We start from the raw sequence: 15239 nt of genomic DNA, 5'->3' as shown, positions 1-15239 counted from the left end.
AAAAAGGGATAGGTTATTATACCTCCCTTTTTTAATACTTAAGGAGAAACGAACCACATGCTGCCTATTGAATCATTCTCCATATACATTATGTTTTGTGTTCTGGTTCCGCTGGCGGGAGCCTTTACCCTGCTATTTTTATTTGTTTTTGAAAAAAGAATTGATTTACTTGAGAGGCAAAAAAGAGAAATAGCGTTAGAAAGTGAACTTCAAACAGCTTTATACAATCAATTAAACCAGGAAATCCAGCCGCATTTCTTTTTTAATACCTTAAACTCCATCCTGGCTCTAGCTAGGCTGGACCGTAAAGCAGAATTAATACGGTCCATTGAAACCCTTTCAAAACTGCTAAAATTTAAATATCGGACTTTAAATAATTTCATATCAATTGAAGATGAGCTTACTTATGTTAATTACTATCTGGAGATACAGAAAACAAGATTTAGAGATCGTCTTCATTATGAAATTCATTTGGACAACCATGTGAATAATGCCATTATCATTCCCTTTTTAATACAAACACTTGTGGAAAATGCTTTTAAGCATGCCTTTGAAAGACATATTGGCGAGGCCTTATTAAAAATAAAAATAATAAAGATCGAATCAGCGATTCATGTTTCAGTGTGGAACAATTCTTTAGAGCGCTATGAAACAAGTCCCCAGGATGGCGGCGTGGGGCTGGAGAATATAAAAAGAAGACTTGAACTATTATTTCCCAATGATGAAACTTCTGTGCAATTAACAGACCAGGGAGATGGAACAGCAGTTTTGGCTATATTCCCCCACGTTATTATGTCAGAGAAATTGGAAGGAGAAAGGATGCAATGAATATTCTGCTTGTAGATGATGAACTTATAGAATTGGAACAGCTGGAATATCTCATCAAAAAGAAATTTCCCAATTGGATTCTTTTTAAGGCTCAGGATGCCTCACAAGCTCTTCAAATTATAAAAAAGCACGACATCTTTCTCGCTTTCCTTGATATTCAGCTCCCAGGCAAATCAGGGTTAGATTTAGCTATGGAGCTTTCCGCAGCTGGTGATATTGACTTAATCATGGTTACAGCCTATCAAAACTTTGATTATATTCAAAAATCACTCAGGCTTGGAGTAGTTGATTATATTACAAAGCCCGTCATTGAAGAGGAGTTAATGAGCGTTTTGCGGAGGTATGAACGAATTGGCAGCTACTCTGAGCAAATTGTTAAGGCTTTGCAAATTATTCAAAAGGAATACAATGAAAAGCTTACTTTAAATTATTTAGCATCTAAAATTCATATCAATTCAGCTTATCTGAGCAGAAAATTTCACGAGGAAGTAGGAATGGGCTTTTCCGAATACTTAAATGACTTTCGATTAAAACAGGCACAAAAAATGCTGATTGAAAGCCCTGAATTAAGCATTAGCACCATTTCAGAAAAGTGCGGATTTAACAGTCAGCACTACTTTAGCCAAATCTTTCGGAAAATGACTGGCCAATCACCCAGGGATTACCGCATGAAGGAGACTTCACAATGAAGAAAACCGATTTTCAATACTATATTGGCGGAGCATTTCAGCTGGGAATCGGTTTTGGTGTTGTGAGTCTTTTGTCAAGATGGGTAACAGGCAATACCATTCTTTCATCTCCCGAAACATTAATAAAGTATGGGTTAACCGGAGGAATCGGCTATTCCCTTATGGGGGCTCTTGCACTCATTTTATTTGGAATATTAGCAAAAAAGATTCGAGATCGGTTTCATGACCAGCAAACGATAGGTGATGTATTGCGCAAAAGATTGACTCCACCCGGTTACTGGTTCATGATTTTTATTCTTCTCGTAATTAGTTTCCATTCTATATTCGTTCAAGCTATGGGGGCAGGAATCCTACTGCACATGATTTTTCCCCTGCCTGTTTTTTCTGGTATGGTTTTCTTTTTATTGTTTTGTTTTTTTATTGGGGGAGCAGGGGGCATGCAAAGAATCCATCAGCTTGCAGGCATTAATGTCGTGCTCATATTCAGCGCTGTCATCATCATCCCTGTTTACTTTTATATCCAGGAAGGTGTATATCCTGTTTATGAAGGCATTAAATTATATCATCCATACATCCTTTACGTTAAAAACACGGAAGCTATTTTGTTTATTTTCACAGCTATTTTAATTGGCTTTGGACAAGTAATTATTGATCGTGCCTCTTGGCAAAGAGTTTTTATTATAAAAAAAGAAAAGCTGAGAATTACTTTTACACTAGCGGGTTTAATTTGGGCAACTATTCCTCTTGCATTATCATCTTTGATCATGATTATTATTTTTGGAAGAAGCTATGATTCCATATATTCCTTGTTATTTGAGTTAATAGGAAAAATCAATTCAACATTGCTTATTGTTTTATTTGTCCTGTTTTGCTTCAGTGCCATTTCATCTGCAATTAGTGCAGAATTACATGCTGTTGTCACATTGATCATTAAAAATATCGTCGGGATGCTTCGCCCCCTCAGCAATAAAGAAAAATGGGGATTCACCTATCTGTTTTCCGGAGCCATGTGTTTATTATTACTTATTATAGTTAGTATCCTGCCTCCATCTCCTATCGAACTGCTGTTTTTTTTCGGTAATACTTATGCTTCCATGATTGTTCCCATGCTGTATATTATCCTTGGCAGTAAAACCTTGCCTGCCCTTATTCCCCTTGCATCTATTATTGGGACTGCCGGGGGGTTTGCAGCTTTGCCTATTATGGAAAATCTTCTTACGATTTGGATCAGCTTTTCCCTGTCCAGCTTAATTTGCTTAGGTTATTTCATTTACAATCTATTAAGAACGAAGCTGACTGTGAAAGTTTAGCCGGGGTGCTTGTTTGTTATGAACATAAATTGGATCTAATTATACATATCGCTCTCTTCCAGAAAACTGGCTGAGAGCGATACACTTTTTAAAAGACTACAGCCTGCAAGTCAATATCTTGTTATATCCATTGGCAAAGACCCGGCTGCAAATCCAACAAATAAAAACCTGTCCTTCCCGGTATTGCGCATTCCATGAATCTGATTAGGCTTAGCAAGGATCACCATGCCTTTACCTATTTGAATTTCATTCTCCAAGTCAGGAAAGTAGGTTCCTGTTCCCTCCATACAAACCCATATATCATCAACATTGGAGTGAGAATGCAAGTATACCTCCTGTCCAGGTTCCAGACACCAGACAGCTCCTACCGTTTTATCAGTTTCATAAAAATAGTTCTTTTGCGGTTTATCTGAATCGAACTTTGCTATTTTATCGATTTCAAAAACTCTTTCTTCCATAATCTTCTGTATGTTTGGCACCGCTATTTCTCCTCTCCTGTAATTTTTTATAGTTCCGCATCCCGATTGCAATCTTTTGAGTAGATATATGTTAAATTTTCTCTCCCTATAGCGTACGCTGCCTGGTGAACATAAGGGCCCATGAAAATATAATCGCCTTTTTTTACTGGGATCCACTTGTTATCGAGATTATACATCCCTTCTCCGGAAAGGATATATGCTCCGTGTTCCTGAACATGTGTTTCAATAAACGGGTGGCTCGCAGCAGGATCGAACGAAAGGATATGAAAATTCATATCAAAATCTAAATCAGCAGGCAACAGATCTTTAATGTTGACATTATGCATATCATCGTAGTTCCTGAATTCTATTCTATTTGTATGTCCTGATATAACCCAGGGCTTTCTCCCTTCAAGACGGCGATATTTCTGCTTGTATAAGAAGAGCTTAGAATCCCCATCATTCATATTTTCTAAATACATTTTCACTCCCGGCGGACAATAAAGGTATCCGCTTTCCTCTAAGATAAATTCTTTTTCATCTGCTGAAGCTTTTATTTTCCCCTCCAGTATGTAAACAAATGTCTGTACTTCCTCCTGTCCGCCAAAGCCTTCTTTATTTCCGCCTTCTTTTTTCATTGTCACATGATAGTCGACAAAGCTTGCCCCAAGCTTAGGAGAACCTAAAATCGAAATATGGCAATGATGAAATCCAGGAATAACATTGTTCACTAATCCTTCAGGTGCAATTAAAGCATATTTTCCATGTTCTATTACAGACCTGCTCGATAATAAATCTTTTGGATAACCCATATATAACTCCCCTTTTCATTAATATTATTTATAAGCCAGTTCATATAAAGTGCTGATCAGTGCTTGAACTCCCTCAGCTAAATCAGCAGGCGCAGTATATTCACCAGGGTTATGGCTAATGCCCTTTTCGCTCGGCACAAATAGCATAGCCGCCGGAATGGACGGTGCAAAAATTTGTGCATCATGGCCAGCACCACTATACATTACTTTATAGCTCAAATTTTTCTCCTTGCACTTCTTTTCAATCAATTCTGTAATTTCAGGATCCATTGGGACCGGGTCCGTATCAAGCCATTTTTCAATGACCGTTTCAACCCCATGCTCTCGTGATATATCATTTATGTTTTCTATAAATCTTTCAGTAAAATGGGACATCGTATTTTTATCAATATGGCGCAGGTCTAAAGTAAACGCAGCTTTTCCCGGCACCACATTTGCAGTGTTGGGTGAAATATCAATCCTCCCAACGGTTGCTACAAGCGGATCGCCATATTGCTTTGCCATATTTAGTGTTTCATGTATCATTTGGCTGGCAGCATATACAGCATCTTTTCGATATGCCATGGGTGTTGTTCCAGCATGATTGGCTTGACCTTTTACTTCAATTGTAAAACGCCTTTGCCCAACGATGCATTTCACAATACCAACAGATTTTTTCTCAGTTTCAAGGACATTTCCCTGTTCGACGTGGATTTCAACGAATACCTTCAAATCCTGCCGCGGAGATTTTGTTTCATCCCTATAGCTGAACCCCGCCTCACCCATGGCTTCAGAAAAAATTACTCCATTTGAATCTGTAAGATTTTCAACATCTTTTTTATATGCGTATCCGGCAATATTCTTTGAACCCCAAAAGCAATAAGGAAATCTGCTTCCTTCTTCTTCTGCCAGTGAAACAACCTCGAGATTGCGTTCTGGAGTCCCATAATAATCTTTCAAATAAATTAAAGCCAGTATCCCAGCTACTATGCCAAATTGGCCGTCAAACAACCCGCCATTTTTCACGGTATCAATATGCGACCCAGTTAAAACGGTTTCTGTCTGATTTACCCCCTTTAGTATTCCGCTGAGATTTCCAACTTCATCAAACTTTACTTCCAAACCCTCAGTTTCCATCCATCTCTTCAAAGCTTGCTGAGTGTCCGTCCATTGTTGGGAATATAGAAGACGGGTAATTCCTCCTTCTGGGTCCTTTGCAAATGAGCCCAGCCATTCAAGCCTTTTCACAATATTTTTTGCTAAATTTTCATATTCAAGTTTCCCCTGCAAATTGATTAAGTCTGTCATACCCAGTTCCCCTATCTATAATCTTTCTGCGGACTTTTTAATTTCAGATCATATTCAAAGTTGACCTGCCATTTTTTAACTTAAGGGCTTTTCCGAGTGGTTTCCCAACAATCCCCTGATCCAAATCATATACAATCTTGCCGCGGACAAGGGTTTTGGTTATCCGGCAATTAATCATCCTTCCAATGTATGGGCTATGCTTATGCCGATAATATAGGCCTTCCTCCTCAACAACATAGGAACGATTAGCATCAATGAAGATGATATCTGCATCCATTGATACTGCTATTTCTCCTTTATTGGGAATGTTAAAACGTTCAGCGGGATTAGAAGAAATCATCCTTGCAAAATGAGTGATTGGCAGTTTTCTTTTCAAAACCGCTTCATCAAACATTAAATCAACGCTGTTTTGACACCCTGTGATTCCTCCCCACACTTCGAAAAAATTATTTGAAGGACTATGCTTCATTTCAGGCGGACATGGTGAATGATCAGATGTTAACATATCAATCTTGCCTTCTATTAACTTTTTCCAAAGCCTTTCTTGTTCCTCTATACTTCGCAGTGGAGGAGAACATTTGGCAGCCGGGCCAATTTTCTCAAGCTGTTCAGCTGATATCGTAAAATAATGGGGACAGGATTCAAGAGAGACATCCTGACCCGCGCTTCGGGCCTTCATAATTTCTTCTACCGCTTCTGCGGTGCTAATGTGCACAAAATGAATAGGGCACTTCGTTTCTTTTCCAAAATAAAGGGCGCGTTTCACTGCTTCAACCTCTGTTAAAACAGGCCGTGAAAAGACATAATCTGCTGCTGCTGTCCTGCCCTGTGCGGTTAACTCTTCGCCTAATCGATCAGTAATTTGGGCATTTTCCGCATGAATCGACAAAATTTGACCCAGTTCAGCAATCTTTTTCATCCCCGCAAAAAGGGTATAATCATCCACATTAGAAAAATCATCGGGATTATCCGTTCCACAAGTGGACATAAAGCATTTATAGGCGATAACTCCTTCATCTGAAAGCTCTTCGAGTCTTTCAAGATTGTCTGGAACAAGTCCGCCATAAAATGCATAATCAATATAATTCTTCCCCTTGGCTGCTTCTGCTTTTAATTGCAGTGTATGCCTGTCTATCGTAGCCGGAAGGGCATTCAAGGGCATATCCGCATAGCATGTAGTTCCTCCTGCTGCCAGTGCTTTAGTTCCAGTTATAAACCCTTCCCACTCTGTTCGGCCAGGCTCACAAACATGCACATGAGTATCGATCATTCCAGGCATGACATATTGATCAGAGGCATCGATAATCAGCTCAGCTTCATGGTCAATCGTCTCCGCAATCGCTGCAATTTTTCCATTAATAATGGCAATATCATTGTTAACTACCTCGTTTTTAAGAACCACTTTGCCGCCTTTTATTAACAAATCATAAATCATCGCATTTCCTCCGTTACTTTTAATCTTGTTCTGTATTTCGAGGAACCTCATTAACTGATTTATTAAATTGTATAAAAAAATCGAACTATTTTTTTCGGATTCTTTTATTAATTTTTTAGCTTTCTTTACTTCTTCAATTTCTTTTCTTCCCTGCTTTATCGCAAACTAAATTCCCCTTGTAGAACACTGCATGGCGTTCCGCTCTTCTAGCCATAGCCTCTGCTGAACAGCTTGCATCGACAAGGACCATGCTGGCTTCATCTCCAGGGGTTGGCCAGATCTGGTTTCCCTTCTGATCCAGCGGTGTTCTGCCCCCTGTAATATATCTAAATGCTTGCGAAAGAGACTTTTCATCTGTCCATCTATACCGTTCAATTAAGCGGCCTGCTCTTTCCAGGATATCGCCATTGCCTGTTGGCCACCAGGAATCAAAAATATTATCGTTTCCAACAGCAACCTCTACTCCACACTCACTTAACAGATCAACAGGCGGGATTGCCCGGCCAGTCGGGAGGCTAGTAACGATCGATATACTTGCGTCTTTTAAAATTTCTGCCATTTCAGCGGCTTCTGCCCTTGAAACATCACCCAGGCCGAATGCATGGCTAATCGCTACTCTTCCTTCCCAGCCAGCTTCCTTAGTCAGAAAGGCCAGCCTTTTCATTGTAAAGGTACCAAGGTGACCAGGATCATGTAAATGCAAATCAATATCTGCATTGCCTTCTACAGCTAGATCCATCAATTGAACAAGCGAAGCTTCAATATTGTTGTCAACGGTAGCTGGATCGACCGCACCTACAATTCCTGCACCATTTCTAATAGCTTCTCTAATAAGCTGAGGTGTCCCTGAGCGCAGCAAGCCATGCTGGGCAAAGGCAACAATCTCGGAGCTTGCATAGCTTGAAAATTCCTCCAATGCCTGCTGAACTTCAGCTAAATTCTGTAATTGGACTTCAGGGTATATATCCACATGGGTTCTAATGTGAGTTGATCCATAAGATATGAGTTGCTTAAGTAATGCTGTTGATCGCTGATAGGTACTTGCAGACATAGATAACAATGCATTCTTTTCAATTTCACACCGTTCTATAACACCCGATGCAGGGATGCAGGCCCTCCACTTATCCCCCATATAGGTTTTATCGAGATGGACATGCTTTTCAACAAAGGATGGCAATAGCAGCAGTCCCTTTGCATCTTTTATAGGCAGATCATCAGATGAAGCCTCTAAGTCCTTCGTAATCTTTGCAATGCAGCCGTCCTCTATTAATAAATGAAATCGATCTGTTATAGTACCTGACACTCTATTATTCTCATTTTTGTATCCGCATTCCAAACGCACATTCTTTAGCCAATAGCTATTATTCATTTTCATTCACCTTTCCGGCCCCGGACAAGATAAAAGGGTACCCAGAATGGATATCCCTCTTATCTTAGAGTCTTATTTAATTGAAATGTCATTGATCTCCAAGTATCCAGATGGACTTATAGAGAAGCCTTTTACATCTTTTGAAATAGCAGCCATATTCTCAATTACACGAACCGGAATATAGATAGATTCTTCCATTTCGATTTCCTGAGCTTTTGCATAGAACTCCATCCGCTTATCCGAATCTTTTTCAGCCCGTGCAGCTTCTATTAAGCCGTCCACTTCTTTATTGCTGTAAAAGAAGGTATTTCCGGCAGGGCCGTGTGAACTGCTATGGAAAAGGTTATATTGATTATAATCAGCATCTCCAGTCGCATTTCTCCAGCTTAAAATAAACATCTCGGAATCACCGCGGTTTACTTGTTCGACAAATGTCCCATATTCATATACCTGAATGTCCAGTTTGATTCCTATCCCTTTCAGCTGAGACTGAAGAACTTCCGCCATATTGATCCATTCTTTCTTATCCATTGTTTTCAACGTTGTTTCAAAACCATTTGGATAGCCTGCTTCGGCCAGAAGCCTTTTTGCCTCATTGAGATTATATTCATATGCTTCTAAGCTTTCATGATATCCAAATACCTTTGGCCCAAGCAGTGAATTGGACTTTTTCCCAACATTCTCAAATACACCTTCCAGGATAGAATCCATTTCAACAGCATGTCCAATAGCTTTGCGTACTCGGGCATCATCGAATGGCTCCTTTTCAACGTTAAACCCAATATATTCTGTACCAAATCCTTCACTGCGGAATATTTCTGCATTTTTGGAGTTTTCCACCGTTTCCATCATTGTGACGGATAAAGGTTCGGCTATGTGAGCTTCGCCTGTTTCAAGCATAGATATCCTTGTTGTTTCTTCAGGGACGATTTTAAAAATGACTTTCTCCAGCTTAGATTGAGTCCCCCAATACTTTTCATTTTTGTTAAAAACAATTTCCTTACCTGGAGTCCAGGATTCAAATACAAATGGACCTGTCCCTACAGGTTCTGCAATAACTTTATTTCCATATTTCTCAAGTGTTTTTGGTGAGATAATGCCGCCTTCATGACTGGCCAATATGGATAGTAAGGGTGAAAAAGGTTCTGATAGTTTAAATTGAACAGTAAATTCATCAACTGCTTTTACTTCTTCAACCATTTTGAATACTACAGCTCTTGGAGATGCAACTTCCGGATCTAATAACCGGTCAAATGTTGCTTTGACTGCATCAGCATTAAATGCAGTCCCATCGTGGAATGTAACATTCTCTCTAAGTTTGAACTCCCAAGTTGTTTCATCTAATTGTTCCCACTTTTCAGCCAGCAGCGGCTTGATTTCGGCATTTTTATCCCGACCAACAAGACCTTCATAAATTTTATTATGTGTAACGCTGGCAGCATTGATCGTCGACATAAAATGATGATCTAAATTTTCTGCGTCAGATAACCGGGCTATAACTAATGTTTCGCCGTTTTCAGATGCTGTTCCCTTGGAGTCCTGATTGCTGTTAACTTGCTTTTTAGTCGAACATCCTGAAATAAGGATCACGATCAGCAGAGCTAAGATCACTAACCCCATTCTTTTTTTCACTTTCAATTACACTCCCCCTTTTTTCAGCTCTAAATCCTTTGTCTAATTATATAAAATATTCTGATTAATCTGTTTCTACTTTCTTTACATGTTTTTAAACTTTTTCTACTACTTATAAAAAACGTCGTTGCTAATCAATAGAATCAACAAACCTAAAAGAAGGCGGCATCAATTCATTCTCAGGAAGCTCCTGATAATCTCTTTTTAAATAACCTTTTTTCATTTTCATAAAATATTCTTGCGCTTTTCCTTTTAATTCCTCTAAATCAAGGTTGGGTATTTTTCGGTCTGTCATGACTACTTTCCCATTGATAATGGATAACTTTACATCTCTTCCAGTTCCGCTTGCAATCACTGTTCTTAAGGGATCATCTAATACTCCCATATGGAATCCGTCTAAATCAATTGCAATAATATCTGCTTTTGCGCCAGCACAAAGACGGCCCAAATCTTCTCTTCCCAGAAACTTTGCAGCACCTAAAGTTGCAGCACGGTAAAGATCTGAGTATGCTGAGTCTTTAACTTCTTTATTTACGATCCGGGAAAGCATGCTCCCTGTTCTGATATTCTGGAACATGTCCGGAGGAAACGTATCTGTACCTAACGCTAAATTAATTCCTGACTGTTTATATTTTGCAAAGGATTCCATTGCCTGTCCGTGCCTTCCAATTATTAATGGGCAATGAATGACAGTTGTGCCCGTTTCCCTCAGCAGTGACAAATCATCTCCACCACCAATTTTTGCCCCACTGTAGCCAGCAATAAAATGGGCATGAGGAATCGCCGTTCTGGATCCTAAAAATCCCAGGTTATATAAATGCCTAATTGGCGTTACGCCATATTTCTCAATCATTGTATGGTATTCAAAATCACCTTGGGCTGCATGCAATTTTACCGGAACTTTATAGTGATCACTATATTGCTTTGTACGGAGAAGACTTTCTTCCGTTTGACTTTCAATCCGCTCAGGGGCAAGCATTCCCCTGACCAAACCATTAAATGAACCATCAAACTCTTCCAAAAAGCGCACAGCTCTTTTTAATCCTTGCCTTCCAGCTTCTTCATCCCAATGAATCTTTATATTGCCATCTGCCTGGACGACCCTTATCCCCGATTGATAGCTTGGACCCAGGTATATACGCAGTCCCAAGTCAGCAGCATGCCTCGCTGCTGAAGCAAGCTCCTCATATGTTTCTGCCCATTTTTTATAATGAACAGAAGTGATTGGCATAGCAGTTGTAATTCCATGAAGGATCAGCTGTGAATAGGCATATAAAGATTTAAAAGCCTCTTCTTCAGCTGTCATAATTTCATGGTGCCCTTGCTTAACATACCTCTCTGACCAAAGCAGATTTTTCTGTCTTGCTGAACTGGCCTCCAAATGCAAGATATCATGATCAATATCGCCTAATGCATTCAAGTCAATGAATCCCGGACTGATTATAGCGCTGCCGGCATCTATAACTTTATCAGCTTGGCCCGAATAACTTTTTCCAACATAAATGATGGTATCATTTTCAAATACAACCTCAGCATTTTCTATCAGGACATGATCTTTTCCATCATATCCAATTACATATTTCCCCTTTAGCCTGGTCTTCATTGATTTTCCCCTTTCTCCACAATATCAGATTCTTTATCATGATCCATACCATCCCCATAGGTTCGTGTGTGACCCCAAAAATATTTCGTTTGCTTCATGTATTTTTCAAGCCCTGCACGCTTAATTGTTGAGTTAGCTTCTTCATTTGCTTCTGCCAAAACTGATCTTTCATCAACGGAGCAGACTGCTCTGTCTTTCATAAGGACCCTGCCATCTACGATAACATGCCCCACATCAGTTGCATAAGCTTGATGGACGAGCCTGTGAATATGCATAAACTCAGGTGTTAAGTGCGGCTGATGCATATTGACAGTTATAACATCCGCCTTTTTCCCCGCTTCAAGAGAGCCCAATTCATCATCCCATCCAATACATTTTGCAGCATCAATCGTAACCATCTCCAGAAGTTTACCAGGAGGTAAGCAATATTCATCTCTATGAGCTGCCTGATGTATAAATTGTGTTTTTCTCATGGCTTGAAACATGTCAAAGCTAGTGGATGGTGAAGTGCCATCTGTTGATATTGCAACTGTTGTTCCCAGCTCGATCAATTCTATCATCGGTGTGCGGGCATGAATTTGAGAGAATCCAGGAGAGGCACTGACATTTGTTCCGGTTTCAGCTAATATTTTCGCTTCATCAAAGGATATCCCACGGCAATGCTGAAGATGAACATCAGGACCTAAAAGAGCATTCTCCCAATCTTTTACTGCTAAGTGAATCATGCCTCCAAAAGCATCAGAATGGATTCTTGTATTATATTTTCTGGCAATTCCTCTGACTTTCTTTGCTTGGTATAAATCATGCTCTGTTAAATGATGAAGTTTCGCAGGTGAAGTTGGGCCAGATGGTTCAACTGATGTAACAATTACGAAAGGGGTAATAAATGCTCTTGTCTGATCTTGATTGGCATGGTTTAAAGCTTCAATTACTGCTTCAGCACCATTTAACACTTCCTCGTAGGTGACTTCTTTAGTAATTCTTTGACCGTCTATCCACCTGCTGAATGAATGAGGCCATGGCGGATTGCAGGGACCGGTGCAAACAACCTCCCTGACACCAGTTTCTGCATAGGCTCTTGCATGATTGATGGCAAAAACCGGGTCATCCGACCTTGGCATTGAGCCAAGAACAGATACACCTGTTGTTATGCCCGCCTTCAGGCGCTCAAGTGCAGAAAGCTTTCCTTCAAAATACCAGAATTCGTCTGTTACAAAATGCTTATACGTATTCGTCATAATTGGCATCCAAAAATCCAAGCTTTCCATTGCAATTGTCTTAAACATCGAATGGCCGCCATGTCCATGTACATCTATTAATCCAGGCAGGATACAATGATGGCTGCAATCTATCACTTCTTTTGCCTCATACTTTTCCAATAGTTTCTCACTCATATCCACATCCAGGATCCTGCTTCCATTTATGGCAACAGCTCCATCGGTGATTATCCGCCTGTTTTGATCCATAGTAATGACAGTTCCATGAATCAGGAGTAAATCAATCATTTCCTTCTCCCTCACTTCTTTTAACTTAAAGTATAGGAAAAAAGAAAACACTTAACTTTCAGAATTATTACTTATTTTTAAAGTATTTCTACCTATTTTTTATTTTTTTCCTTCCTATAAAGTTAAGCTTCTATTTCACCTTCCTTAATAATTCTTCTAATAATACAATTGCATGATTATTTACTGTATCTTTTGCAGCATATAGTAATGTTAGTTTTTGCTTCTTTGATATCTCGTACAGTTCTTCCATCTTGTGAATCTTGTCTGTCTGTGTGCGCAGTTCAATGAGATACTTTTCCCGAAATATACCGAAAAGTTCAGGTTTATGATTAAAAGATTTTCTAAGCTCGCTGCTTGGTGCAACCTCTTTCTCCCAGGCTGATAAATGTGCATCTTCTTTTTTAATTCCCCTCGGCCACAGCCGATCCACTAATACCCGGTATCCATCAGCCTCTTCATACGGATCGTATACTCTTTTTATAGTAATTTCAGCCATTTCTTCACCACCAGATTATTTTCGCGTTTCTATCTCACTTGTCATTTGCTATAATTTATACAAATACAAATTATACAAAATTTTCTAATTCAATTAAATGTGAGGTGCAAGGAATTTGACAGGTACTATTGCTGTAGTGATGACTTTCTCTATTCCCATCATCGCCATCCTGACTTTTCATACACAAAGACTGGCAAAAATTAAACACAATATGATAAAAGATGAAATCACCCTGGAAAAGCTGAAGCAGGAAAACTTTCTGCTTGAAACAGAAAAAATGAAGCTCGAGCTTGAGCAAATGAAAATTGAAGGTCCTAAGGATCATACAAAAATCATATAAGAAAAAAATCCCCATCTTTAGCAGAAGGGGATTTTGGTTTATATACGATCAATAATTTTTCTGGCAGTTTCTACCCCATTTTCGATGCAATCTGGAATTCCTACACCATAATAGGAGCAGCCTGCAAGCCATATTCCAGGGTATTCCTGGTCCAGCCTGTTTTCAAGTGCAGCTACTGTCTGCGGATGGGATATCAAATAGTTTGGCATTTTTTCAGTCCATTTCGTCACTTCACTGGCAGCGGGAACAGATGTAATGCCAAGGCTTTTTTCAATATCGGCCAAAGCCGTCTGCAGCAAATCTTCATCGTTCATTTCCTTTAGAGATGCAAAGGCCGGATGGCTGCTTTTATAAAATAATCTAACAAGCAGATTACCGCTTTCTGAGGTATGCTCCCATTTGCGGCTTGTCCATGTACAGGCATTGCAAGTCAATTCATCCGTATTTGCAGTGATGAAGCCTGTCCCGTCTTCAGGCAGCTCGCTGTCTGGAATATCATAAGCAAGATAGATAGAGATTAAGGAACTGTTCTTCAAAAGTTCGAATTCCGCCTTCAGCTCCTCATGATCGAACAGCGCTGCAGCGGCATTATGCGGAATGCTCAGCACCACATGATCGGCCTCCAGGGTTTCGCCATTCGAGAAATCGACTATATATTTACGATCACTTTTCTCTATTTTAACTGCCTTCGTGTTTTTAAATATTTCTGATTCATCCAATTTTTCCTCATAAGCATCTATTAATCCATCCAGACCTTTTTTAAAGGAAAGGAACTTCTTTCCCCCTCCGCTCTGGAACACCTTTTTATTTTCTTCAAAACCTTTAATGATGCTGCCGTATTTTTCTTTATAATCAAACACCTGCGGAAGAGTCGAAGCAATGGTTAAGTCACTGAGATTCCCGGAATATACACCTGAAAGAACAGGCGCAATTTGCTTTTCCACCAGTTCTTTTCCGAAAAAATGCTCCAGGAAATCGCCGATGGAATCGTTTTTTGTAAAGCTATCATTTTTCGTATAAAAATCTTTCAGGGCTTCAACCTTTCCTTCTGCTGAAACAAGAGCAGATTTGGCAAGAGATTCAACACTGGCCGGTATCCCAAACACAGAATCTGCCGGTATCAGCTTCAGCTCACCATCACTGTATATATAAGACCGCCCCGCAGCATTGTAGACAACGTCTTCCTCCAGCCCCAGCTCCTGGATAAAGTTCATCGCATTCGCTTTGCGGGCAACAATCGAATCAGCTCCCGCTTCTATTACAAATCCGCCTTCCCTGACAGTGCGGATTTTCCCGCCAAGCAGTTCTGCTGATTCTGCCAGTACAAGCCTTATATCCTGATCATTTTCTTTTTTCCACTTATTCAGTTCATACATAGCGGACAATCCTGTTACACCGCCGCCTATGACCAATACTGTTTTCACTCGTATGCACCTCAGTTTACATCCAATTCATATATAAAGTGTACCATAACA

14 protein-coding genes are annotated in these 15239 nt (G+C 39.8%); 4 read left to right on the top strand and 10 right to left on the bottom strand.

Annotated features, from left to right (window positions below; genetic code table 11):
• The first annotated feature begins 57 nt into the window (after window positions 1–57).
• From NR125_RS11770 to NR125_RS11760, 3 genes are read left to right on the top strand one after another with little or no spacing between them, the layout of a single operon-like run.
• A complete protein-coding gene (locus NR125_RS11770) occupies window positions 58–828 on the top strand; it encodes a sensor histidine kinase (RefSeq protein WP_009335790.1) in 771 nt (256 codons plus the stop codon).
• Window positions 825–1517 (top strand): response regulator transcription factor, encoded by a 693-nt coding sequence (locus NR125_RS11765; protein WP_009335789.1) that lies wholly within the window; start codon window positions 825–827, stop codon window positions 1515–1517. Before NR125_RS11770 ends, NR125_RS11765 begins: the two co-directional genes overlap by 4 nt.
• Entirely contained in the window at window positions 1514–2827 is a 1314-nt protein-coding gene (locus NR125_RS11760; protein WP_071155923.1) for an SLC5/6 family protein, read from the top strand. The genes NR125_RS11765 and NR125_RS11760 overlap by 4 nt, the downstream gene beginning before the upstream one ends.
• A gap of 110 nt (window positions 2828–2937) precedes the next feature.
• On the opposite strand, the gene NR125_RS11755 is transcribed toward NR125_RS11760, so the two are convergent.
• The 9 genes from NR125_RS11755 to NR125_RS11715 all read right to left on the bottom strand — a co-directional run bounded on the left by NR125_RS11755 (window position 2938) and on the right by NR125_RS11715 (window position 13424).
• Window positions 2938–3306 (bottom strand): cupin domain-containing protein, encoded by a 369-nt coding sequence (locus NR125_RS11755; RefSeq protein WP_226280693.1) that lies wholly within the window; start codon window positions 3304–3306, stop codon window positions 2938–2940.
• A 26-nt stretch (window positions 3307–3332) separates the two neighbouring features.
• A complete protein-coding gene (gene allE / locus NR125_RS11750; RefSeq protein WP_071155921.1) occupies window positions 3333–4097 on the bottom strand; it encodes a (S)-ureidoglycine aminohydrolase in 765 nt (254 codons plus the stop codon).
• Between the two features lie 24 nt (window positions 4098–4121).
• Window positions 4122–5384 (bottom strand): allantoate deiminase, encoded by a 1263-nt coding sequence (allC, locus tag NR125_RS11745; protein WP_071155919.1) that lies wholly within the window; start codon window positions 5382–5384, stop codon window positions 4122–4124.
• A 43-nt stretch (window positions 5385–5427) separates the two neighbouring features.
• A complete protein-coding gene (gene allB, locus NR125_RS11740) occupies window positions 5428–6819 on the bottom strand; it encodes an allantoinase AllB (protein WP_019383471.1) in 1392 nt (463 codons plus the stop codon).
• A gap of 133 nt (window positions 6820–6952) precedes the next feature.
• Window positions 6953–8188, bottom strand: coding sequence for an amidohydrolase (locus NR125_RS11735; protein ID WP_071155917.1), 1236 nt, complete (start codon window positions 8186–8188; stop codon window positions 6953–6955).
• A 72-nt stretch (window positions 8189–8260) separates the two neighbouring features.
• A complete protein-coding gene (locus tag NR125_RS11730) occupies window positions 8261–9808 on the bottom strand; it encodes a glutathione ABC transporter substrate-binding protein (protein ID WP_175502135.1) in 1548 nt (515 codons plus the stop codon).
• Window positions 9809–9950: 142 nt separating this feature from the next.
• Window positions 9951–11423, bottom strand: a complete 1473-nt coding sequence (locus NR125_RS11725) for an amidohydrolase family protein (RefSeq protein WP_071155915.1) — start codon at window positions 11421–11423, stop codon at window positions 9951–9953.
• Complete coding sequence (locus NR125_RS11720) at window positions 11420–12928, bottom strand: amidohydrolase family protein (RefSeq protein WP_071155913.1); 1509 nt, start codon at window positions 12926–12928, stop codon at window positions 11420–11422. Before NR125_RS11720 ends, NR125_RS11725 begins: the two co-directional genes overlap by 4 nt.
• 130 nt (window positions 12929–13058) lie before the next feature.
• Complete coding sequence (locus tag NR125_RS11715) at window positions 13059–13424, bottom strand: DUF488 domain-containing protein (protein ID WP_009335779.1); 366 nt, start codon at window positions 13422–13424, stop codon at window positions 13059–13061.
• Between the two features lie 115 nt (window positions 13425–13539).
• On the opposite strand from NR125_RS11715, the gene NR125_RS11710 reads away from it, so the two are divergent.
• Entirely contained in the window at window positions 13540–13764 is a 225-nt protein-coding gene (locus NR125_RS11710; RefSeq protein ID WP_009335778.1) for a hypothetical protein, read from the top strand.
• Window positions 13765–13802: 38 nt separating this feature from the next.
• On the opposite strand, the gene hemG is transcribed toward NR125_RS11710, so the two are convergent.
• Complete coding sequence (gene hemG / locus NR125_RS11705; RefSeq protein WP_071155911.1) at window positions 13803–15188, bottom strand: protoporphyrinogen oxidase; 1386 nt, start codon at window positions 15186–15188, stop codon at window positions 13803–13805.
• Window positions 15189–15239 lie beyond the last annotated feature (51 nt).

The sequence above is a fragment of the Cytobacillus sp. Bac17 genome (genome assembly GCF_024519925.1).
GTDB classification, from domain to species: domain Bacteria; phylum Bacillota; class Bacilli; order Bacillales; family Cytobacillaceae; genus Cytobacillus; species Cytobacillus pseudoceanisediminis.
This window is presented reverse-complemented; position numbering and strand designations above follow the sequence as displayed.